The sequence below is a fragment of the Desulfatiglans parachlorophenolica genome (assembly GCF_055394735.1).
On the sequence record NZ_AP042460.1, the window covers coordinates 884,782 to 906,421 of the forward strand.

A 21,640-nucleotide genomic window follows, 5' to 3' on the forward strand; every position below is an offset into this window, starting at 1 on the left:
ATCAAAATCAGCGGCGCGTTTTTTGCGTCCGCTGGATTTTCTTGTTGGGCAATCCCTCTTGTTAAATAGTCCTTTTTGCACCAAAGATGCGCGAGTATAAGATGCTTCAGGGATATTTTTCTGTTTAACCTTCTCGATGTATGATTTTTCATGGTCCGATCCTCGACCATATTTAGGTTTTGAGGGTTGTCACGACGAAGTTCCCTTACTCTTCCCAAACCGTCAGGCCGACCATTACCGTGGTATCGTTATCGGTCACCGGGGGGATTCTGCCGTTGGCCAACCGAACATAAACGGCATTGATGACGCCCCACAGCGGCTCGGCGCCAAAGCTGTAGCTCAACGCACCGGCTTTATATACGGCTTCATCCTGTTCGGCGTCCCGATAGGCCTTAGAGAGCCCTTCACTTTTGAAATAGCGAAGGTCGAAGTGAACATTCAAGCCATCGAGAGAACCAGAAATCCACTGCCCCACCGGAAGTTTCCATGAAGCGAATACCCGTGCCCGGCGGGAGTCGTCATTGTCACCAAGGTCTTGTTCCAGATCGGAGTGATCGTTGAATACAAAGTCATACCCCACAAAGATCGAAGGGATGAGCGCCTTTAAGTCTTGATTCTCTACAAGTGCGTAGCCGATTTCCCCACCGCCGGTGAAGTTTCGATTGTCTAAGGACTGATCGCTTTCGTAACCGGCCAGTAGACTCAAGCTGAGGCGACCCCACCTGAACCCTTCCCTCTCGGTCCTGTATTCACCCGGTTGATCGCCGAGGCTGACGATGGGGGGACGATAGAGGTTGATGGCGGTGGTGAAGCCTGCGTCTGCAAGCAAGGGCTCACTATTCAGGTCCACATCGCCGGCAAGGGTTCCCCGGATCCCAACATGCGCGCTCAGATATTTGCGAAAAGTCTGTTTTCCGGGTTGGGACCACATGATCTTCGTGACTTTGACATCGTAACTCAATGCCGGGGTCCACTCACTGTCGGCTGTAAGCAAACCAGGTTGAAACCGATAATTGAGATCCCAGGAATCCGCCGCGAGGACGGGGATGCTCATAACGAGGAGAAGTATCAATACAGGAATGATTTTTCGCAGGGGCAACATCGTTTTCCCGGTGATCTTACGCAAAGTAATAGATTGCATCGCATGTCTCTGCGGCTTCGTGGATGTAGGTTGACGCATTGTTGAAAATCTTCTGCAGGGTGGCTATGGCTTTGGCCGAGTCTTGTTTCTTTTCGTAGCTTCCGCCATTGGCGTGGAAAAAGGAGTCCAGGCTTTCCGCCATCGCCTTGAGTTTGAGATTCCAGATCTCATTGGCCTCGAACCCTTTGTTCCAATAGGCTAGATCCCTCAGTTTTAGCAGCCCGACCGCGTCGAATTCCTTGGCCTTCTGCTGGTCACTGAGTTGCCCTTCGGCAAGAAATACGTAGAAGTAGGCGTGGACCTTGTTGTTCCAACTCCATTTCGGTCCCAGGGACGGTTTGGGCAGAGTCGCTGTCGGCCCGAAAAGGTCTTTGATCGCGCTCTTCAGCCAGGCGGGTGATTCACTGAGAAGAGAGCTCCTTTGCTGGTAGACGAATCGGATGTAGTTGGCCATCGCTACGCTCGCCTTCTGGGTTCCACCAGGAAGGCCGAGATAGCGCTGTGGGTTATCCTCTGCAATCTGCAAGAATTCGTTCTCGGACAGATGCTTCCTGAAATATTTCCAGTAGCTCTTTTCAGTGAGACGCTGCCGGGACAGGAAATAGTCGGTGCCAAACAGGATGCGGTCGCGGTAATCGGGGTTCTGCAGCAGCAGGGAGAGATTCCTGAAATAGTTCTGTTCGCCAGCTCCACCATCCATAGGTTCGCTGTGGTACGCGATGTCCGCGTAGACCCCGTTGAACTTCGTCATCAGCTCAAGGATGGTGCGCGTCCAGCAACTGGCGGGAATTTCCTTGGTGGCAAGGTACTTTGCCCCGCCGAAATGCCCGAAGCAGATCTTAAGATTCGGATATTTTTCCAGAATGGGAGCCCACAGGGCCGGGTCGGAATTGTTCCGCGTTTCGTCTGAATAGTAGAACCCTCCCTCGCTGCAGTGCATCAGGATGGGGACGCCGCGTTCCTCACAATAGGCATACACCTTGATCATCTCAGGGCTGTTAACAGAATACCCCAGCGAAGGATAGAGCTTTACGCCGACAAAGCCCCGCCCGTTTAGGGCTATCTCCATGATGGAGAAGTGCTCGGGGCGTTTCGTATTGACGGCAACAAACGGAAAAATGCGTCCGGGATAAGCCAGAATCTGCGCCGAGGTATCGGCCAGTTGCTTTTCCAGCAGCTTCTCGTTGCCGCCATTGTGGGTGATATCCATCACCAGAGGGATGACAGCATCCTGCAGGCTCAGCTCTTCCATCAGGATCTCGGTGACGTGTCTGATACTGGGCTGCAGGGCGATTCTCAGAAACGCGAGGGCATCACCAATGTCAGCTTTTCCCGCGTCCTTGTCTTTCTGGGTGAGCGCATCGCCGACTTTTTCCAGCAGCCTGACCAGCCCGTCGACCGCATAATCCTGCAGAGCCGCCCCTCCTTGCAGTTCCAGCTTCAGAGTGTCGTTGGAGGCAAGAGTTTTCAGAACGTCTTTGAACTCCTTGGATGAGGAGACCTTTTTGACCACATTTCGGAAGAAGGTTTCTTCATCAACGTAGTCTCCCGCCTTTGACAGAACTTTCCCAAGCTGGTCTGTCAGTTCGGTTTTGATCAGCGAGGGAATGTCCATTTCAGTGATGCGGCGGAGCAAGATTTTAAGCGTCTCGGACGTAAAGACCAACTTGGTATTGAAAATGTGTGCGTGGCAGTTGATTCGCATTGATTCTCCTAATAATCAATCGATAAAGTATGAGGTTGGTATATATTGGCCCAACGCCGGGCGTAAGCGGGAACCCCGCTTTTTGGGCGATCGGCTTCATGCCCTTGTTATGCCTTGTCGCTGTCTTTTGGCCCAGGCCAAAAAAGGGGATTCCAGGCTACTTCCCACAGATGTCCATCCGGATCAGCGAAGTATCCTGAGTAACCACCCCAAAACACATCCTGAGCTTTTTTGACAAGCTTTCCACCAGACCGAACAGCTTGATCCAGAACCTCCATGACTTCTTCCTTGCTCGATACAACTTGAGCCAATGTAGTTCCACGAAAACCAGTTCCGGTAGCCGGAACTGTAGCATCTTCGGCGAGCGCATCCCACGGATACAATGATAGCCATGACCCGGTTAGCATGAAAAAAGCGGCGCCTCCTTCAAAAAGCATACGAGGAAGGCCGAGCCCTTTTTCGTAGAATTGAACCGCCCTATCCATATCAGAAACTCCGAGCGTAATCATATTAATGCGTGGTTTCATTTCTCATTCCTTTTGTGGCATAACGCTACGCATAACCGGCTGACAATGGAGCGCAGCGGAATTGCCAGTCCGAGTTGATGCGGTTGTTATGTGGCAATTCTTTTGATTTTGGTCATAACTATGCTTTCACCGGATCGCGACTTATCATAGGTATGACTGTAAAAGGATTTTTGTAAAGCTTCAGTGCACCCATGTCGAAATCTGTCGTGCAATTCAATAATCAAAGTCTTCACGGCATCTATCCACGCTTTAGAGTTATTAAGCACCTCTATTTCTGATCCTTCAATATCGATCTTTAAGACGTCAATGCGATCCATATTAAAATCAGTGATAAGATCTTGAATGCCAACCGCCGGAATGCCACTTCCTGAAGAATCCTCCGATACCCGGAAACTCCAAGTTGCGACATTAGAGTCTTGGATACTAAGATGAGTTTTCCTGCTCCAAAGTCCTGCCTGTATTGGTTTTATGTTGCTATAGTCTTTTACGTTCCTAAGTAGAACGGCGAAATTTGACGGCTCTGGCTCTATAGCAATTACTGTTGCCTTTGGATACTTGCTCGCAAAGAAAACCGACGACAGCCCAATATGAGCGCCTGCGTCAACGATAAATAGCGGGGCGCCTAGGTCAATGTCATATTCTCTTGCAACAAATATTTCGTCATAAACATTTTGATCTGTTGTTCCTGGTCGAAGATAGACGACTCCTCCCGTCAACGGGTTGGGGGCAGTTCCAATCCCATTTTTACGAAGCGCTATATATTTAAGTACAGCAGGAAGAAAACCAAAACGCTCTCTATACCAGCTCATAAACGACCAATAATCTTCCTTGACTGACTTTTTTATGATTGCCTTCAGCATATTAACGATCTCCTTTGTCTTGCCACATAACGCCGGCCATCACCGGCGGGAATGGAGCGCAGCGTAATTCCCGTCCGAGTGCATGGCATGGTTCGGCTCATCTCCCCTGGAGCCAAATGGCGAAGTGTTTCGATTTTGATGCCGATGAGTGCCACTGCGAGAGGATGTCAATTGTCTTGGGAAGGTTCACTGCCGTTTGGTTGACAGCGGATACCCATTCTGCGATGGGATTGATCAATGCAAAGTCGCCCTCGTGAACTTCGCCGTAACCCAAGCATCGAGAGGCGTAGGCGTCTCTCGTCTTCTGCATTCTATTTCCGCAGATCATCTCGCGGATGAATTGCGACGAGCGGTCTCCCGAGTTGGAAAAGGTCATTGCCATGACGATCGGATCGAACGGGTCGCCGCCGAGCTTCTCGACGGCAAGGGCGGCAAGTTCTTTGATACCGTGACCGGAACGCTTCTGTCGGTTGCGTGCCTCTTGCATGGTAAACAGCCCGGATTCGATTCCAGCGTGTTTGATCGAGATTTCAAGTGACTGGAATAGCATGCTGACAAAGATGGGCACAACCGCCGGGTTGGCGTTGAGGAAGGTGGCGTCACCACCAAATATGTTCTCTGCCGCCAGTGCATATGCAGCTGCGGCTTCCTCCAGACTGAACATGTGTGGACTTGTTACACCCATTCTTCTCTCCTTTCCGAACGGATCAGCTTAACCGGTGAAGTGAAACGCAGTCCGGAATGTGTCAATGAAAATGAGACACGCCATGCGATAAATTACTGTACCCCGGAACCACTCGCCGTCGGTTTGTTAATCCATGCGGCAACGGGTAAAGGGGTAGGTTGTGGTACGATGCCCTTGAACCTATTGGGAAAGCGCTGGAAAGCCTCAAAGAGGGCTTCTTGGCGTTGTTTCTGAATGGTCTGGGCATGGCTGTAGTGAAGGCTTTCCGGTGTCATCATGGCGATACCGGAATGGTGGTGGTGCTTGTTGTACCAGTTAAAGAAGAACCGGCAAAACGCCGTGGCATCCTCGATAGAACCGAATGTGCCTGGAAATTGCGGGCAGTATTTCAGTGTCTTGAACTGGGATTCTGAATAGGGGTTATCGTTGCTGACGTACGGCCGGCTGTGGGTCTTGGTAATGCCCAAATCAGCCAGAAGTTGAGCGACGGCCTTACATTTCATGCTGGAGCCGCGATCAGCGTGCAGCGTCAGTGTTCCAGGTTCGATGTTCTGTTTGATGCAGGTTTCCTCGATGAGCTGTTTGGCCAATTCACTACTTTCATGGGGGGCTACCAACCAACCAACGACATAGCGACTGAAAATATCTATGATGACATACAGATAAAGATAAGTCCATTTTTGCGATGTTTTGAGTTTAGTAATATCCCAGGAGTAGACCTGATTCGGACCTGTAGCTAGCCTGGATTCCCATGTTAGATTTTTGAGTTAACACCATACGAGGAAAAATATGCTATCCGAACTGAAGACGGAGTATTTTATCCTTGAGCCAAGGGACTTTTAGATTTGCATTGTGAAAACCTGCAGCGAGAAGCTGTGGATTATGGGCCCGTTTTTGAAATTGGACAGTGATCTCATTTTTGCGGATAGCAACCTCGGCGACGGCGTCAATGAAATCTCTGAAAATGTGCCGAGACTTGGCTTTTTCGTACCCCTGCCCGACTCGTTGGGCGAAGAGTCGGTAGAGACTGCTTGCCATGAGCGTCAACTGGAGATCCAAGTTCACCTTCATTGCGACAGCAGAGGACAGGGCATCTATATGAAAGAAGTCGATACCATCAGCGATGTTGTTTTCGATAATCATTCGTTGGGCATATCGTTCGATGAGTCTGGAGGGAGATTTTTTTAAATAATTGGTTAAAAGAAACGTGGGATCCTCATGACCCAAGTCAGTGATTACAATCTGACGAATCGGTCCAGTATACTCACTAAGCTGTACGATATTGTCAACAATGCGTGGGGTTTTGTAAATTCTTGGTAAGCGATCACAGGATCTGGATCAGGCGGTGGGTTGAGCGATCCAGGCGAGGTCGGGTTCCTGACCCCGGAAGTAGGCGCGCAAGGCATCGACAAGGACGGGGAAGGTTGTCTTTTCCCGAAGCCGGCAGGTCTGCCTGAGTGAGAGGATACGCTCCACCCAGCGGTTGCCTTTTTCACTGGACGTACCCTGGCTGGATTTGCGCCACAGCACGGCGAATCGAAGCATCCGCTCGGCATGATTGTTCGTGGGATCCACCCCCTGCTCCGAGAGGAACGTCCAAAGGCTTTCGATCTCCCTGCGAAGACGGCGTGCAAATCTGCCGGCATCATCCTTGTGCTTCTCATGAAGGGTGATCAAGCGGATCAAACGAGCATAAAAGGCCTGCCACTCTCCGACGGAGGGGGGATCCTTGGCCATATGACATAGTCGTTGGAGTTCATGGGTTGCCCACAGACCGAACCGTTTTATGTCCGGGTCTTTCCTTTCGGAGAGTTCCTTGGCCTTGCGGATCAGATGAGCAAGGCAGGTCTGCCGCAGTCCGACCCATTTGCGGTACACGCCGTATCCGTCCGAGACCAGGATGCCGGTCCAGTCCTTGATCGATGCTTCGAAGGCTTCCTTCGAGCGGTTGGAATGGATCATGAAGAAAGCCACTGCCGGCCCCGCCATGACCCACAGCCATTGCAGGAGCCCGTTGAGGCGGTGGCTGGTCTCGTCGATGTGGTTGACCGGCGCCTGCCTGGCTGCCTGGCCGATCGTTTCATAGTGGAGTTGGATCGCGGCCGAGGCCCGATCGATGATCTTCTGGATGGCGCTCAGGCTGATATGGAACCCAAGCACCGAAGCGCAGAAGGTTTGAATCGTTGAGCGGCTGTCTGCCTCCGGTGCCCGCCATCTCGGCGATCATGGCTGAAAGCCTGGGACCGTAGCCTGTCCGATGTTCCCTGGGGACGGTGGCCTTTTGCATCTTGCCGCAGACCGGGCACCTGCCTCGGTGTAGCTCGAAGTGGATGACCTCGAGTTCGATCGGCGGCAGTTCGATGACTTGGTGCGTATAATACGGTTCGGTTTCGGGGAACTCGCGGTTGCCGCAGGTGCAGATTTCCGGAAGGATGACTCGGGTTTCCTTCGGCGGGAGCATCTCCTGCCGGTGCCCCGGATGGCTCAGTTTCCGTCGATCGGTGTCTTTCTTTTTCTTCCCGGATTTTTTCTTTTTGAAGGGCGGATCCGAGGACGGCGGCCGATCCGAGTTGGAGGAATCCTTGTTCAGACGCGCTTCGAGGTGTTCGATCCGTTTTCGGAACTCGCTTTTTTCCTCCACAAGGGCGAGGATGATCTGGATGAGCACGGAGCGCGGGACATCCTGCAGCCCCTCTTCGGTCAAGGCGATGCCTTCGGGAAAAAGCGTCGTTTCAGCCATGGAGCGCCTCGCGGAAACGCTTGCCAAGCGGGTAGAGGTAGACCGCCTTGACCGGTTCCATGCAGCGGTTATAGCGGTCGTAGCGTCCACGCCCCTTGGTCAGTCCTGCATAGACCCAGTTGGCCGCCCGGTAGCAGGTGCCCTGGAACCGGGTGGTGTCCACGAAGGTTTCGAGCAAGGCAACGGGATGGCGGTAAAACGCCTGCCAGTCCCCGGGAAGCATCCGGATGTTGGCGCTCAGAAGCTTCGAGGCCAAGTGTTCCACCGAAACCCAGCCCGGAATCAGGAACCGGACGTTATTGACGACCTTGTAGAGGTTCGCTTCCCTGGTACGGGGCTGCCAACCGATGAACCGGTCGCGGCACTCCACCTTCCAGGCCGCTGAGCCCCAACCGAGGCAAGCCACCAGGTGTCCATCCAGGTAGGCCAGGTACTTCAAGTATGCACCGGCGATTCGGGGGCGCCCCAGGTAATGGTACTTGTCGACCAGGTGATCCCACAGGCCTTCATCCGGGGTGCGCCGGACCATCTCGATTTTCAAAGAGCCAAACTCGGAGACCGTTCCGTGAATCTCCGAGGTGTCGTAGCTATAGCTGCGTCGAACAGCCTTGCGGGGCTTCCGATGATTCGTTGTGGACAAAGGCGGGGGGAGATTAACAACCTGCTTTTCTTCGAGCTTGAGCAGCAGCGCACGGCAGGCCATCCCTTTGAGTTGCCCGTTCGGCTGCCGCCAGTCCCAGTGCTCACACAGCACTCGGGAAATGGCGGTTCGACCGCGTTCCCAATGCCGGGAGATGGTATCGCGGATAAACGAGAGGTCTTCCTCTCTGATCTGACGGCCGCGAATTTGATACAGGGTCTCTGCCAAGGTGCTGTTCCCTCCTGGCAAAGCACCCTAGCAAAATTTAGCTTCGGACGCCAGGGAAAAATGCACCCCCTGTGATCAAATACGACGGCCGCATGCACGTGGGTGCGGATGTCCGGGCGGGAGGGCATGGGCGCCAGTGCAAGGCGTTCACCGGATAGGTCATCCTTGCAGGCAAGACCGACCAGGATGGCCTGCTGGTGCGGATAGGAGCGTTCACCGCAGAAGGGGAGCCAGTCCCGGATTTCGGGAAAGGGGATCTCGCGGTCGTCTTCGAGCAATCCGGGAGAGCGGATGAGGGCCGTGCCCACCAAACCTTCTATCTCGCCAAGGACGACGAATCCAACGGCTTTCCCGCCGGTCTGGGCCAGGAGGTGATTCAGCAATCCGGAAACTGCAAAGAAGGGTGTTTTTTCCGTGGGGGCGAAGCGGATGAGAAAAGCCATCTCCCCGCTGAACCCCGAGCTCTGGATGCAATGCATCCGGGGAATATATTCCTTTTCGGAGATAAGATAGTCCGGGTGCCCATCCTGGTCAGAGGGCTGATAAACCACGTTTCCCGCAACAGCCAGGAACTCGCCGAAGCTCTCCCTGGCGGACTGGAAATCCTCTGCCGAGCTGCCGATACCCAGGGCACAGGTTTCCTTTCCAAAGGAAAGGACGCACGCCTCTTCCTTGTGGACCTTTCGCCATGGACGCCAGCCGCCCGCATAGCGCAGTGTGAGCGAGGCGTTTCCCTCCAAGGTGAACCGCTCTATCCCCTCGTCAGCCGATGCCTCGTCGGCAGCGGTTGTTTCGAACGGGGCCATGTCTGGAGGAACGTCATGGAGCAGAACCTGGAAACCGGCAGTTCGCAGTGTCTGTTCCATGAAGAGGTCGGATTGATCATCCGGAACTCTCCGTGGACGCTATTCAGGGCTTTGTGAACGTGGAGAAGGGAAGCGGATACCGGCCGAGCTCAAAAAGGTCATCCCGGAGGCGTCTACGACCATCTGGTGGCAGCCGTTCCGGATGTGCCCGAGGAGGGCCTCGGTAAAAAAATCCGCCCAGGATGCGTCGAGCTTTCCTTCCGCGCGGACGAGGAGATACCTTCCCCGCCTCTCATGCTGAAGCTTCATGTGGGCTCCCGTCAGTTTTTCTTTGTATAAATCGAGGCTGTTTTCATCATTTCATTGCTGATCTTCAGTTTGCAGTTCCGAGCGAGTTCAGGGTTTAACACCAGCTTCTTTTTCTGGACGTTGCTGAACGGGATATCCCCGGGATCCTCGCCCCGGAGGACACGGCCGGCTTTCTGCGCCGCTTCCAGGCCGGCGTCGTAATAATCCGTGGCAAGGGCCAGCACGGCGCCCTGCTTCATCTGGGCGCTGTCAAAGACATAGACGGGGAGGTTTCTGTCGAGGGCTTTGCGGGCGATGAGAGCGAAACCGGGCCGTGTCAGATTGTCCGATATCTGCACGACCGCCTGGATCTCTTGCCGGGACAGGTCAATGGCGCCTTGGGCCACCTCCGAACTGGCAGTCACCGGGATCGCCAGGAGTTCGATGCCTTCTTTTTCCAGCGCTTCCTTGAGCCAGTCCTTGTAGAGAACGCTGTTGATTTCCGAAGGCGTGAAAAGCGTCCCCACCGTGCGGGCGCCCGGGAGGGTTTCCTTGACGATGCGCGCCATGCCTTCGAAATCCGAACGGGTGGTGACGCCGGTTACGTTCGGGAGATGATCCGTCAAACTCTTTCCAGCCCCCGCGGCGACGCCGTCGCCGACCCCTGTGAAGACGATCCTGGTGTCGCTGCCAGCTTGGCGGAGGGCCGCCTGAAGGGCTGGGGTCGAGATGGGCATGAGCAGATCCACATGGTCCGCTTTGATGGTGGTCATGATGCTGGACAGGGTGGAGATATCCCCCTGCGCGTTGTACACCTGCAGGTCGTAATCCCGCCCCTCGACAAAGCCTGCCTGCCGGATGCCGTCCTTGAGCCCGTCGTGGCACTGCTCCGCGAATTCCGTTTCGCTGTAAAGGACAATGCGCAACTTGAGGGGCCTGGCGGGCTTCGGAATCGCTGTCTCGGCGGGTCCTAACGCCTTTTGTGTCAAGGGACGCTCTTCCTGGGCATTCAGAAGTTCCTGGACTGATGGGCTCAGGCTCCACTGGCCTTTGAACCTGTCAAGGACCTCTCGGTTCAGGCCCAGCTTTTCAGGGATGACATTCTCGATGCGGAAGGAAGAGGGGGCTTTCCCTTCGAGGATGTCGGCGGCGATATCAGCGGTGTAGCGCCCCACGGTGAAGTAATCGGCGCCGAGCCCGAACAGGGCCCCTTTTTCCGCGTCGGTGGGGTCGTTGCTGAACAGGGGGATGCCCGCCTTTGCGCTCAGGTCGATGAGAAGACTGATGGACGCGATGGCAACCGTGTCTCCGCCGACCCACAGAGCATCCGCATTCCTGGCCAGTACGGAGCGCGCGGCCTCGGATACCTCCGAAGTATTGACGGCGGTTGCCTCGATGAGCTCAATCCCCAGCTCCCCGCAGGCCGCACGGGCTTTCACGAGACAGGCCTGCGAGCATTGCTCGCCCGGGTTCCACACCACGCCGAGGCGCTGGAGCGCTGGATTCATTTCGTGCGCCAGGCGGATGCTCCGTCCTACAGGCTGAAAGGTGCCGATGCCCGCCATGTAGGGCGGGTGCTGCCCGGGTTCAGGGCCGTCGATGCCGACGCCGGCGCCGTAAGGATCCGTGACCGTCCCGAACACGTGAATCTTCCTCCTTGAAAGGTTGGCCTTCGCGAAGGTCTGCAGGGCGACGGTGCTCGAGGTGATCACCAGCGCAGAGGGCCCGTCGGCGATACTGCGCGCCATGGTGTTGGCGGTGGTGAAATCCCCCTGGGGATTGAAAAGTTCGATATTTTTCCCGTTCGCGGCCCGGAAGCCTCGTTCTTCGAGCCGGCTGAGCACGCCGGCAACGTGGGTGTCCAGGAGGGGGGTTGACGCGATCTGCATCACGGTGATCACAGGATAGGCTTGCGCCCGGGGTTTCGTATCCCGCACCCGTTGTCCCATGTCCGACACGAGGAGAACGAAGGAAGCCGCTGCGATGAGAACGATGACAAGCCACATCTGTTTGATAAAATTCTTCATGTCCAGTCCCGCCGTCTGAATGTGGTCCAGCCCTTGCGGAAAAGCCGGTATCTCGTATTCTGCACCGGGCTCCGGTCTCTTTAATCAGATCTTTCACATCGTGTCAATTGTCTTGCGTGATTTTCCTGTTTACCGTTTTACGAGTGAAAGGCAGGTTGCGGGCGACTTTTCGTAGGGCTTTGCCCGCCGGCGCGGTTCCATTTTCGGGGCATAATCTATGCGAAGACCAGAATCGGAAAGTGCTTCCATATCCGGCGCAAGACAGCAAAGAGGCGGCTTCGGGCGGCACCGGTGAAGGTGAAAGCGGATCTGCGCAAGCGAATGCACAAACCGCTTAACAGGCCCTTGAGAAACACCCATCTGCGGAGGATGGATGTACATGTCTGAATGACGTCGAAATCCCACACTTTTCCATTACAGGCCGCACAGTTGAAGCTTCCCGGCATGCCGTTGTCCCTTAGCCGAAGAAGCGTTTGTCATTTTTCCGCACCGGTCCCCAATATCTTGTGGCTGAATTTCTGTTGACAGGCCAGCCCTTTTCCGCTATCCTTTCAGCCTCAAAAAGCGAGTTCTTATCACATCACATATCAGATTCAACCTCAATACGCGAGTTCTTATCACATACATTGCAATACTGGGAGATAGCCGGCAGGGAGATATTCACGATGGGACTGTCGAGCTTTGACATGAAAGCGGCAAAGGCGATGCTGATAGTCATTCAGCGCTGTGCCGACTTATCAGTTGCAATTTCTCTATTGGCTGTATCCATCCCTTAGAGTATCCTTTTCGCAAAGGGCAGCTTTCTTATGACGTAATGGCATACGAGAAAGCAGAGCGCGCTGCCGGCAATGAACGCCGTGATGAACTTCAGGAAGGGGTTGCTGCCGAGGATGTCTCTCGTGAGGTAGGTGTAGGCGACGATAACGGGCGCATGAAAGATAAAGACTGCGTATGCATCCTGGGCCATCCCTTTCACGACACCCGGCTGCTTATTGAAGAATTTCCTGAAGATATAGGAGATGCTGATCATGCTCCCGACGGCGATAGCCGTTTCCACGCACGTTGCCAGAAGCGTCCTCAGAGAGAGACCTCCTCTGAGAAATGAAAGGCTCATATGCGACGACCATGCAACGATAACAATGATACAGTATGCGAAGACCGCTGCCGCCGTGATCATCGACCAGCGTCTGCCTATGGCTTCTGTTATGCCCTGGAACCAGTTATTGCGGTACGCCGCGATCCCGGCGGCAAAGAACGCTACATATCCCGTGTAGTTGCCGATCCGCAGATGAAAGATCTCCCTTTCTGTGGGAAAATAGATGCGGATCACAATGGTCGCAGCGGCAAGGACAAGGATGAAAAGGACAATGGCCCTGTCCCCGGGAAACGACATGCCCTTGTTTTTCGGTGCATCTGGGGGTTTTCTCAACCGGCGCCACAAGGAATACATGATCGAAAAGATCAGGAGCACCTCTAAGAACCACGCAGGTCCCGGCGCAACGTTCTTCAGAAGAAATAGGTTCTCGCAGAAGGAGTATTGTGCGGCGAGGGCTTCTCTGTTCATCATGTATACGATCGAAGGTCGTATCAGGAGTGCAAAGACCGCAAGCGGTATGCCGATCCGGATGATCCGGTCTTTTAGGAATCTTACGGCACCTTTGCGGTCGTACGAGCCGGGTGTGAAGTATCCCGATACCATGAAGAAGCACCCCAGTACCCATGCCCGGTTCACGTTCATGAGCAGCGAGAGCACAAGGTTCGTAAATGCATTGTCGCTATTCTCATAGTAATACCAGCCGCTGTGGGCGCCGTACGTAAGGGCGACATGGTGGAGGATGACGAGCACCGTGAAAAAGAGCCGCATATTGTCGAAATAGAGTATTCTCGAGGACGAACCGGTTTTTGCCGGTATCTCCCCTGTGGTCAATCCGTTCGATAAGGACACTCTGCTTTGATCCTCCGTTCTATTCTATCCGATTCTATTCAATTATCTGCAACTGTAGTTAATTTTCAGACACAAGTAAATTAAAAAAACGGTTTGAAAAGAAACAGTAAAAATGAGAACCTTGAACAGCTAATGATCGAAAACAGATCTCAGCAATACCTCATCGTCATCAGCGTTGCCTTCAGTTCTTTCATGGCAAGGTTGAACAATTACACGGTCAATGTCTCTCTGCCGACCATCTCCCGTGATTTCAATGTCGGTACCGGCGAGGTCTCCCGTATCGTTATGTCATACCTCCTTATCATAACCAGTTCCCTTCTATTATTCGGGAAGCTGGCAGACAAAGTGGGGTTAAGAAGAATATTTATCATCGGCTATATAGTCTTTGTCGCAGGCTCCCTCTTATGCGGCATTGCCCAGGACATCCATACGCTGATCGGCTCACGCATGGTTCAGGGTGTAGGCAGCGCCATGCTTCTTGCCACGAGTTTTGCCATCATCTCGAAATTCATACCCTCCGATCGGACAGGCTGGGCTTTCGGCATAACCTCCACGGCCTCCGCGCTTGGAGTGGCAACGGGAGCCCCCGTCGGCGGATTGATAACGGGCTACCTCTCATGGCACTGGGTCTTTCTCGTCAATGTGCCTATCGGCATCATTGCCTATATCATTGCAAGCAAAAACATACCGGATGAAAGGCCTCAACCAAAAACAAGCGAACCGGAGCGATTCGATTTCCTGGGGGCTGTGTTAAGTTTTTTGGGGCTTGGAATACTCCTGCGTGCATTGAATACGGGAAAGGAATCAGGTTGGGGTTCCTTCCCCATCATAGTAAGTTTCGTTTTATCACTTATATTGCTCTCGCTTTTTGTCCTCCGCGAAAAGAGGTGCCGCGCGCCGCTGTTGGATTTAGGGGTTTTTAAAGATCTCAAATTCACGCTTGTATTGTCTGCAACATTCATGGCCTATCTGCTCATCGCGGGCAATGCCTTTCTGCTCCCTTTTTATCTGGAGATCGTAAAAGGTCTGAACCCCCAAAAGACAGGCATGGTGCTCCTGGTATATTCAATAATTTATGTCCTTATATCACCGTATGCCGGCAGGCTTTCCGACAGGATAAAACCAAGCACCCTATGTGTTATTGCCATGCTTTCGGCAACAGTTAACGTATTTGTATTTTCGTTCAGCCTTCAGTGCCAGGGCTTTTTATTTGTCTTTATATTCCTTATCTGGTTGGCATTATCGTATGTCCTCTTTTTCTCACCGAACAATAACCAGGTGATGAGCCTTGCGCCGGAAAATAAACACGGGGTTGCCTCCGGCCTGTTCAATACTACGACAAATTTGAGTTATGTCTTTGGGGTCGCCATATTTGAGACGGTCTTTGCCAATGCTATTCCGGGTATTTATTCAACAAAAGCAAACCTGCTTAGTACCAATATTCCCCACGAGATATTATTGAAAGGGTTCAGGTCCACTTATATATTGGGTGGGTTGATGTGTCTCGTTGCTTTTGGATTTTCTATTATGGTCTGGCGGCAGCGCGGAAAGCAAACATAAACAAGACATTGAAGGATGGTATTTCTCCCGTCACAAAACAATGTTCGGGTCGTGTGCCCTCACATAATCAAGGATTTCCTGTGCATTCTCCGACGCAATCTGAATCTTTGAGTAATCTATCTGAACATTGTTCAAATATTGTAAAATAAGGGCATCCCCGATGTGGTAAAAGGGGAGGATCCCTGCTATAAAAAAGCCCAGTTCTTCAAACCGCGAGCAAAGTGCTCCCGTACAAGGATCTTCTAGACGCAAATGCAGTAAGATCTCGTCAATCTTTTTGAAACATAGTTCTTTCAGTATCATTCTCACACCGGATACGGCATTCTTCCCGTAACGGTGTACCTCAATGATTGCCCTGTTATAGTTGGGAAGGACACTGACTGCGATGTTTGATTGTTCCTCCATTCCTTCGGTGGACAAAGGCATCGCTGGCATCTTAAACGTCCTGTCAAGACCGATATCACGGTAGATCTTCTCGATAAAGGGCCTGTGATGTTCCGGGGGAAAGAGGATTATCCCGGGCGGGTTTTCGATAGGGAGAAAGCCGTATGCAAAGGTTCCCCGCTGGTTAAGTACCTCATGGATGCCCTTGTAGGTCCTGTCCGCAGGGATAACGCCGATCACCATGGCACATCTCCTGAACCCCACCCTAAGGCCGGCCTTCTGGGCGTAGATATGCTCTGTTGTAGCCTTGCTGAAAATGCCCATCAGCCCTGCTTTGCGTGCCTCTTCCACGAGTCTCCGCATCATGACGTTCTGGCATCCCTGCCCGCGGAAATCAGGCTGCACGGCCGCCATGCCCAGCTCGGCGATCTTTTCTTCCGGATCCTCCCTTATGAGGGCCGCATGGCCCACTATCTGATCATCATCGGCAACGGCCACCACCGATATGATTTTTCTTTCCTGCACAAGCCGGGCAAATTTCTCCGGATAATAAATCGCATCAAGGCTGTAGGTATAACCATAGGCGCGGTAGAAGAGCCTTGAGACCGCAGGGGCCTCTGAGGTCTTCATCAAACGCACGCTGAAGGGCCTCTTCTCGATGGGACCTGCCCCCACCACTCGAGGAGAAGGAAAGGGTTCGAGATCCCTTTTGTCGTGATACTCCTCGATGCTCTTATAAGGAAAGTGCTTTATGAGATGGAGTTCCTTGCCCTCCCTCCCGAGGTTGTAAAAGGCCAGTTCGTCAACGCTCTTTTTCATAAGATAGGAGCCAAGACCGGCGACGGGGATATCGTCAAGACCGGTTGGGGTTATATAATCCGGGACCAGACTTGGGGCGTAGGGCAAACCTTTATCTTTGATGATGATCTTGAGCCCCGATGAGATCGGCTCAAGGATGACCTGGTAGGTGGCCTTCTCCGAGGGCTCAAAGGCATGCTTCACTACATTCACTATGGCCTCTTCCAGCGCAAGGAGCACCATCTGAACATCCATCTTTTGAAGACCAAGATTCTCCGCTATCTCTCCTGTGTAGGCCTGGATGGCAGACAGATAAGAGATATCGTTAGGGACAGTAAGTGTTGAGGATCGGGTCACCATAGATTCTGTATAATATATCAAATAGATAGGGTTGGATGCAAGAGAATAATTAATCCGAGTAAACCCCCGGCTTTGCCGGGGAGACACCCAAAGTTTGACTGAACCAAAATTAACGGAGGGTTTCTTGTATACGAAAATTCGTACCTCAGGTTTTTCCCATTCTTTTGATTCTTTTTTTTTAACTCCCGTTCTTGAGGCGGAAATAGTATTAAATGCTGGTACCTTATCCTCAAGGGATAATAGTGAAGGTTTTTATAAGTCAAGTATCCTTATTGTTATGAAGCTTCTTTCAAATCATTTTGGAAGAGATCAAAGGTTTTAGGGCATTTAGCACGAATTGCATAATGGGAAGCCCGTTTTTCCGCGTGACTATCAGGTGGTCTTATAATTGTTCACATTATGAACAATATGGAATTTATTTTGTTTCTTTTAATTTATTGGCTAAAATTTATTTATAATATTCATATGATCTTAGCAGCCTGTTGAAAAAATCCGCGGTTGACAGGCTGAGCAAAAATGCCCAGAGGGAAGGTCCGCGCCCGAGGAATGCGGCATACGTGCAAGGTAAGCGATCACAGGATCTGGATCAGGCGGTGGGCTGAGCGATCCAGGCGAGGTCGGGTTCTTGACCCCGGAAGTATGCGCGCAGGGCATCGACAAGGACGGGGAAGGTTGTCTTTTTCCGAAGCCGGCAGGTCTGCCTGAGTGAGAGGATACACTCCACCCAGCGGTTGCCTTTTTCACTGGACGTACCCTGGCTGGACTTGCGCCACAGCACGGCGAATCGAAGCATCCGCTCGGCATGATTGTTTGTGGGATCCACCCCCTGCTCCGAGAGGAACGTCCAAAGGCTTTCGATCTCCCTGCGGAGACGGCGTGTAAATCTGCCGGCATCATCCTTGCGCTTCTCATGAAGGGTGATCAAGCGGATCAAACGAGCATAAAAGGCCTGCCACTCTCCGACGGCGGGGGGATCCTTGGCCATATGGCATAGTCGTTGGAGTTCATGGGTTGCCCAGAGACCGAACCGTTTTATTGTCCGGGTCTTTCCTTTCCGAGAGTTCCTTGGCCTTGCGGATCAGATGAGCAAGGCAGGTCTGCCGCAGTCCGACCCATTTGCGGTACACGCCGTATCCATCCGAGACCAGGATGCCGGTCCAGTCCTTGATCAGGGCTTCGAAGGCTTCCTTCGAGCGGTTGGAATGGATCATGAAGAAAGCCACTGCCGGCCCCGCCATGACCCACAGCCATTGCAGGAGGCCGTTGAGGCGGTGGCTGGTCTCGTCGATGTGGTTGACCGGCGCCTGTCTGGCTGCGTGGAGTTGGATCGCGGCCGAGGCCCGATCGATGATCTTCTGGATGGCGCTCAGGCTGATATGGAACCCAAGCACCGAAGCGCAGAAGGTTTGAATCGTTGAGCGGCTGTCTGCCTCCGGTGCCCGCCATCTCGGCGATCATGGCTGAAAGCCTGGGACCGTAGCCTGTCCGATGTTCCCTGGGGACGGTGGCCTTTTGCATCTTGCCGCAGACCGGGCACCTGCCTCGGTGTAGCTCGAAGTGGATGACCTCGATTTCGATCGGGGGCAGTTCGATGACTTGGTGCGTATAATACGGTTCGGTTTCGGGAAAATGGCGGTTGCCGCAGGTGCAGATTTCCGGAAGGATGACTCGGGTTTCCTTCGGCGGGAGCATCTCCTGCCGGTGCCCCGGATGGCTCAGTTTCCGTCGATCGGTGTTTTTCTTTTTCTTCCCGGATTTTTTCTTTTTGAAGGGCGGATCCGAGGACGGCGGCCGATCCGAGTTGGAGGAATCCTTGTTCAGACGCGCTTCGAGGTGTTCGATCCGTTTTCGGAACTCGCTTTTTTCCTCCGTAAGGGCGAGGATGATCTGGATGAGCACGGAGCGCGGGACATCCTGCAGCCCCTCTTGGGTCAAGGTGATCCCTTCGGGAAAAAGAGGCGTTTCAGCCATGGAGCGCCTCGCGGAAACGCTTGCCAAGCGGGTAGAGGTAGACCGCCTTGACCGGTTCCATGCAGCGGTTATAGCGGTCGTAGCGTCCACGTCCCTTGGTCAGTCCTGCATAGACCCAGTTGGCCGCCCGGTAGCAGGTGCCCTGGAACCGGGTGGTGTCCACGAAGGTTTCGAGCAGAGCAACGGGATGACGGTAAAACGCCTGCCAGTCCCCGGGAAGCATCCGGATGTTGGCGCTCAGGAGCTTCGAGGCCAAGTGTTCCACCGAAACCCAGTCCGGAATCAGGAACCGGACGTTATTGACGACCTTGTAGAGGTTCGCTTCCCTGGTACGGGGCTGCCAACCGATGAACCGGTCGCGGCACTCCACCTTCCAGGCCGCTGAGCCCCAACCGAGGCAAGCCACCAGGTGTCCATCCAGGTAGGCCAGGTACTTCAAGTATGCACCGACGATTCGGGGGCGCCCCAGGTAATGGCAATTATCGACCAGGTGATCCCACAGGCCTTCATCCGGGGTGCGCCGGACCATGTCGATTTTCAAAGAGCCAAACTCGGAGACCGTTCCGTGAATCTCCGAGGTGTCGTAGTTATAGCTGTGTCGAACAGCCTTGCGGGGCTTCCGATGATTCGTTGTGGACAAAGGCGGGGGGAGATTAACAACCTGCTTTTCTTCGAGCTTGAGCAGCAGCGCACGGCAGGCCATCCCTTTGAGTTGCCCGTTCGGCTGCCGCCAGTCCCAGTGCTCACACAGCACTCGGGAAATGGCGGTTCGACCGCGTTCCCAATGCCGGGAGATGGTATCGCGGATAAACGAGAGGTCTTCCTCTCTGATCTGACGCCCGCGAATTTGATACAGGGTCTCTGCCAAGGTGCTGTTCCCTCCTGGCAAAGCACCCTAGCAAAATTTAGCTTCGGACGCCAGGGAAAAATACACCCCCTGTGATCAAATACTCGCGGGGATAGGCATCACCCTTTTCGTAGTGGGATAGAACCCCCTTCAGCAGGCTGAAAGACTCTTCGAAGACGCCGTCAATCACCTCCGCCGCATGGGGCGGGCGGGCGCTTCTCGAAGGCTACCGCGGCTCATCATCATGGTCGAGCCTCGGGGAAAACAGGGCGAAAGCCAGCACGCCCAGGCTCAGGATGAAGGCCGCCAGTAGTGCATCCCGGAAGGCAGGAGGGATGGAGGCCCTCAGCACATGGGCTGCATCCATGTCCTGGAGGCGCAGCAGGTCCTGGTGGACCTCCTGCCTGGCGGAGAAGATCGCGCTTGCCAGTGCCATCCCGAGCGAGATGCCCACCTGCCGCTCGGTGGCGATCAGGGCGGAGGCCGAGCCGAGATGATCGGATCCCGCGGCGCTCATGATGGTGCTGTTGTTGGGAGGCTGGAAGGCGCCGACGCCCAGTCCGAGAAGCACGAGGACCGGGATGATCGCCCATACGCGTGTCTCGAGGTCGAATCCGAGCATGAAGAAAAACGCGGCGCCGGCGGCAGCGGCCCCCAAGGAGGACGGGCAGCGGCGGCCGATCCGGTCCGAGACGGCCCCGCTGATGGGGCTGGCGATCAGGGTGGTCAACGAAACCACGGCCAGAAGCATCCCGGTCTCGAGCGGGGATAAGCGGAGGGCTTCCAGCAGATAGAATGGCATCAGCAGGACGTAGGCGGGGCCGGCGAGGAAGAAGAGGAAAAGCCCTGCCATGGCATAGGAGAAGGTCTTGTTCTTGAAAAGCGCCAGGTCGACGATGGGGTTCACGGCCCGACGTTCGACCCAAATGAAAACGATGAGAAGAATGACGCCGCTGCTTACGAAAAAAAGCACGGCGGAGGCGGCGGGTCCATGGGTTTTGATCAGGCCCATACCGAAGACCAGGCAGAAAATGGCGGCGGACGAGATCACCGTGCCCAGGATGTCCAATCGGATCTTGCCGGGCTGAATGGTGTCCTTTTTCAGGAGCACGATGGCCATGATCAGGGTGCAGAGCCCTACAGGGATCCGCACGTAGAAAAGGGCGCGCCAATCCAGCCATTCGAGGAGAATTCCCCCCACAAATGGGCCCAGGATGAAGCCTAAAGAGACCGATATGCTGAGCATTCCGAGTCCTCTCCCGGTCTCGCCGGCCGGGAAGGCCTCGGTGACGATCGCGGTGCCGCAGCCGACGCACATAGCCGCCCCAACCGCCTGAAGGATTCGGAAAAGGACAAGCTGGGTGATGCTCTGTGCAAGCCCGCAGGCAGTGAGGCCTACGGTAAAAATCGCGATGCCCGTGGTGTAGATCCTGCTTCTGCCGATCGAATCGCTGAGTTTCCCCAGGATGAGCATCAAACTGCTGCTGACCAGAATATAGCCCACTACCACCCACATGACCGTTGAAAGATCGGTCCGAAATACGCGGGTCAGTTCGGGGAAGGCGATGGTCGTGATGCTGGCATCCATGGTGGCCATCATCGTCCCCATGGCGACGGTCAGGAGGGCCTTCCACTTGTAAGGTAGAGACGGCATAAGGCCTCATCGAAGACGGAGTGAAAAGATGTCTCTATCCCGTTGGTTGAATTCTTTTTATGGTTGGCATGCCGGTTTGAATTTCGGGAGACTGAACCCCTCGCCGACATCCTCCCAGGACAGTTCGACGGGCATGCCGCAGTGGACCGCCTCAGGCGCGCACCCGACGATGCCGCTCAAAAAATGGGGGCCTTCCTCGAGCGCGATGACCGCTGTGACATACGGGATCTCCTGGGCGAAGGCGGGGTGGAAGGCCTGGCGGTAGACGACGTAGCTGTAGACCGTTCCCTTGCCCTCCGACCGAACCCATTCAGAGGCCTTCTCGTAACACATGGGGCAGATGAAAGAGGCAGGCCAGCGGAGGTGCCCGCATGCAGCGCATCGCTGGAATCGGAGTTCGTGGCGGCTGCAGAAGTCCCAGAAGGGACGGGTGTCGGCGTTCGGCTGTGGCAGGATCTTTCCGGGCATCGCTGG

General features: G+C 54.1%; 20 protein-coding genes and 2 pseudogenes. 2 read left to right on the forward strand and 20 right to left on the reverse strand.

Annotated features, from left to right (window positions below; translation table 11 throughout):
* Positions 1-205: 205 nt before the first annotated feature.
* The 10 genes and pseudogenes from ACZ500_RS04045 to ACZ500_RS04090 form a co-directional block, all read right to left on the reverse strand.
* Positions 206-1,141: a hypothetical protein gene (locus tag ACZ500_RS04045; protein WP_464231251.1), complete on the reverse strand. Its 936-nt coding sequence runs from the start codon at positions 1,139-1,141 to the stop codon at positions 206-208.
* The gene (locus ACZ500_RS04050) at positions 1,119-2,777 is read right to left on the reverse strand and encodes an amidohydrolase family protein (RefSeq protein ID WP_464231252.1); all 1,659 of its coding nucleotides are present in this window, start codon (positions 2,775-2,777) and stop codon (positions 1,119-1,121) included. The genes ACZ500_RS04045 and ACZ500_RS04050 overlap by 23 nt, the downstream gene beginning before the upstream one ends.
* Before the next feature lie 176 nt (positions 2,778-2,953).
* On the reverse strand, positions 2,954-3,373 hold the full coding sequence (locus ACZ500_RS04055; protein WP_464231253.1) for a VOC family protein: 420 nt from the start codon (positions 3,371-3,373) through the stop codon (positions 2,954-2,956).
* Between the two features lie 86 nt (positions 3,374-3,459).
* Positions 3,460-4,233 (reverse strand): FkbM family methyltransferase, encoded by a 774-nt coding sequence (locus ACZ500_RS04060; protein ID WP_464231254.1) that lies wholly within the window; start codon positions 4,231-4,233, stop codon positions 3,460-3,462.
* A 97-nt stretch (positions 4,234-4,330) separates the two neighbouring features.
* Positions 4,331-4,918, reverse strand: a complete 588-nt coding sequence (locus ACZ500_RS04065) for a hypothetical protein (protein WP_464231255.1) — start codon at positions 4,916-4,918, stop codon at positions 4,331-4,333.
* Between the two features lie 92 nt (positions 4,919-5,010).
* Positions 5,011-5,658 (reverse strand): annotated as a pseudogene (locus ACZ500_RS04070) (transposase); the annotation flags it as partial.
* 52 nt (positions 5,659-5,710) lie between these two features.
* On the reverse strand, positions 5,711-6,061 hold the full coding sequence (locus tag ACZ500_RS04075) for a hypothetical protein (protein WP_464231256.1): 351 nt from the start codon (positions 6,059-6,061) through the stop codon (positions 5,711-5,713).
* Positions 6,062-6,256: 195 nt separating this feature from the next.
* Positions 6,257-7,078, reverse strand: a complete 822-nt coding sequence (tnpC, locus tag ACZ500_RS04080; protein ID WP_464231257.1) for an IS66 family transposase — start codon at positions 7,076-7,078, stop codon at positions 6,257-6,259.
* Positions 6,999-7,658 (reverse strand): DUF6444 domain-containing protein, encoded by a 660-nt coding sequence (locus ACZ500_RS04085; RefSeq protein WP_464231258.1) that lies wholly within the window; start codon positions 7,656-7,658, stop codon positions 6,999-7,001. The genes tnpC and ACZ500_RS04085 overlap by 80 nt, the downstream gene beginning before the upstream one ends.
* The gene (locus ACZ500_RS04090; RefSeq protein ID WP_464231259.1) at positions 7,651-8,526 is read right to left on the reverse strand and encodes a Druantia anti-phage system protein DruA; all 876 of its coding nucleotides are present in this window, start codon (positions 8,524-8,526) and stop codon (positions 7,651-7,653) included. The genes ACZ500_RS04085 and ACZ500_RS04090 overlap by 8 nt, the downstream gene beginning before the upstream one ends.
* Positions 8,527-8,723: 197 nt before the next feature.
* Between ACZ500_RS04090 and ACZ500_RS04095 the strand changes: the two genes are divergently transcribed.
* Positions 8,724-9,449 (forward strand): hypothetical protein, encoded by a 726-nt coding sequence (locus tag ACZ500_RS04095; RefSeq protein ID WP_464231260.1) that lies wholly within the window; start codon positions 8,724-8,726, stop codon positions 9,447-9,449.
* Here ACZ500_RS04095 and ACZ500_RS04100 read toward each other — a convergent pair.
* The 3 genes from ACZ500_RS04100 to ACZ500_RS04110 all read right to left on the reverse strand — a co-directional run bounded on the left by ACZ500_RS04100 (position 9,432) and on the right by ACZ500_RS04110 (position 13,592).
* Complete coding sequence (locus tag ACZ500_RS04100) at positions 9,432-9,641, reverse strand: STAS domain-containing protein (RefSeq protein WP_464231261.1); 210 nt, start codon at positions 9,639-9,641, stop codon at positions 9,432-9,434. The genes ACZ500_RS04095 and ACZ500_RS04100 overlap by 18 nt on opposite strands.
* 11 nt (positions 9,642-9,652) lie before the next feature.
* Positions 9,653-11,647 (reverse strand): ABC transporter substrate-binding protein, encoded by a 1,995-nt coding sequence (locus ACZ500_RS04105; protein WP_464231262.1) that lies wholly within the window; start codon positions 11,645-11,647, stop codon positions 9,653-9,655.
* Between the two features lie 772 nt (positions 11,648-12,419).
* Entirely contained in the window at positions 12,420-13,592 is a 1,173-nt protein-coding gene (locus ACZ500_RS04110) for an acyltransferase family protein (protein WP_464231263.1), read from the reverse strand.
* A 132-nt stretch (positions 13,593-13,724) separates the two neighbouring features.
* Here ACZ500_RS04110 and ACZ500_RS04115 point away from each other — a divergent pair, with 132 nt between their 5' ends.
* The gene (locus ACZ500_RS04115; RefSeq protein ID WP_464231264.1) at positions 13,725-15,152 is read left to right on the forward strand and encodes an MFS transporter; all 1,428 of its coding nucleotides are present in this window, start codon (positions 13,725-13,727) and stop codon (positions 15,150-15,152) included.
* Positions 15,153-15,182: 30 nt separating this feature from the next.
* On the opposite strand, the gene ACZ500_RS04120 is transcribed toward ACZ500_RS04115, so the two are convergent.
* The 7 genes and pseudogenes from ACZ500_RS04120 to ACZ500_RS04150 form a co-directional block, all read right to left on the reverse strand.
* Positions 15,183-16,715, reverse strand: a complete 1,533-nt coding sequence (locus ACZ500_RS04120; RefSeq protein ID WP_464231265.1) for a GNAT family N-acetyltransferase — start codon at positions 16,713-16,715, stop codon at positions 15,183-15,185.
* Positions 16,716-17,280: 565 nt separating this feature from the next.
* Positions 17,281-17,679 carry an IS66 family transposase gene (locus ACZ500_RS04125; RefSeq protein WP_464231266.1) on the reverse strand — a complete coding sequence of 133 codons (399 nt, stop codon included), beginning with the start codon at positions 17,677-17,679 and terminating at the stop codon, positions 17,281-17,283.
* 19 nt (positions 17,680-17,698) lie between these two features.
* Positions 17,699-18,085 carry an IS66 family transposase gene (locus tag ACZ500_RS04130; RefSeq protein ID WP_464231267.1) on the reverse strand — a complete coding sequence of 129 codons (387 nt, stop codon included), beginning with the start codon at positions 18,083-18,085 and terminating at the stop codon, positions 17,699-17,701.
* Between the two features lie 364 nt (positions 18,086-18,449).
* Positions 18,450-18,665: pseudogene (locus tag ACZ500_RS04135) on the reverse strand (DUF6444 domain-containing protein); the annotation flags it as partial.
* The gene (locus ACZ500_RS04140; RefSeq protein ID WP_464231268.1) at positions 18,658-19,533 is read right to left on the reverse strand and encodes a Druantia anti-phage system protein DruA; all 876 of its coding nucleotides are present in this window, start codon (positions 19,531-19,533) and stop codon (positions 18,658-18,660) included. The pseudogene ACZ500_RS04135 and the gene ACZ500_RS04140, both read right to left, overlap by 8 nt.
* Before the next feature lie 205 nt (positions 19,534-19,738).
* Entirely contained in the window at positions 19,739-21,166 is a 1,428-nt protein-coding gene (locus tag ACZ500_RS04145) for an MFS transporter (RefSeq protein ID WP_464231269.1), read from the reverse strand.
* 57 nt (positions 21,167-21,223) lie between these two features.
* Entirely contained in the window at positions 21,224-21,634 is a 411-nt protein-coding gene (locus tag ACZ500_RS04150; RefSeq protein ID WP_464231270.1) for a Zn-ribbon domain-containing OB-fold protein, read from the reverse strand.
* Positions 21,635-21,640: the final 6 nt, after the last annotated feature.

What these genes read in the sequence shown, in the direction of transcription:
- ACZ500_RS04045 (WP_464231251.1), bottom strand. Translation starts at nt 1,141, where the DNA reads ATGCAATCTATTACTTTGCGTAAGATCACCGGGAAAACGATGTTGCCC.
- ACZ500_RS04085 (WP_464231258.1), bottom strand. Translation starts at nt 7,658, where the DNA reads ATGGCTGAAACGACGCTTTTTCCCGAAGGCATCGCCTTGACCGAAGAG.
- ACZ500_RS04065 (WP_464231255.1), bottom strand. Translation starts at nt 4,918, where the DNA reads ATGGGTGTAACAAGTCCACACATGTTCAGTCTGGAGGAAGCCGCAGCT.
- ACZ500_RS04075 (WP_464231256.1), bottom strand. Translation starts at nt 6,061, where the DNA reads ATGATTATCGAAAACAACATCGCTGATGGTATCGACTTCTTTCATATA.
- ACZ500_RS04125 (WP_464231266.1), bottom strand. Translation starts at nt 17,679, where the DNA reads ATGGCCAAGGATCCCCCCGCCGTCGGAGAGTGGCAGGCCTTTTATGCT.
- ACZ500_RS04145 (WP_464231269.1), bottom strand. Translation starts at nt 21,166, where the DNA reads ATGCCGTCTCTACCTTACAAGTGGAAGGCCCTCCTGACCGTCGCCATG.
- ACZ500_RS04100 (WP_464231261.1), bottom strand. Translation starts at nt 9,641, where the DNA reads ATGAAGCTTCAGCATGAGAGGCGGGGAAGGTATCTCCTCGTCCGCGCG.
- ACZ500_RS04055 (WP_464231253.1), bottom strand. Translation starts at nt 3,373, where the DNA reads ATGAAACCACGCATTAATATGATTACGCTCGGAGTTTCTGATATGGAT.
- ACZ500_RS04060 (WP_464231254.1), bottom strand. Translation starts at nt 4,233, where the DNA reads ATGCTGAAGGCAATCATAAAAAAGTCAGTCAAGGAAGATTATTGGTCG.
- ACZ500_RS04105 (WP_464231262.1), bottom strand. Translation starts at nt 11,647, where the DNA reads ATGAAGAATTTTATCAAACAGATGTGGCTTGTCATCGTTCTCATCGCA.
- ACZ500_RS04150 (WP_464231270.1), bottom strand. Translation starts at nt 21,634, where the DNA reads ATGCCCGGAAAGATCCTGCCACAGCCGAACGCCGACACCCGTCCCTTC.
- ACZ500_RS04115 (WP_464231264.1), top strand. Translation starts at nt 13,725, where the DNA reads ATGATCGAAAACAGATCTCAGCAATACCTCATCGTCATCAGCGTTGCC.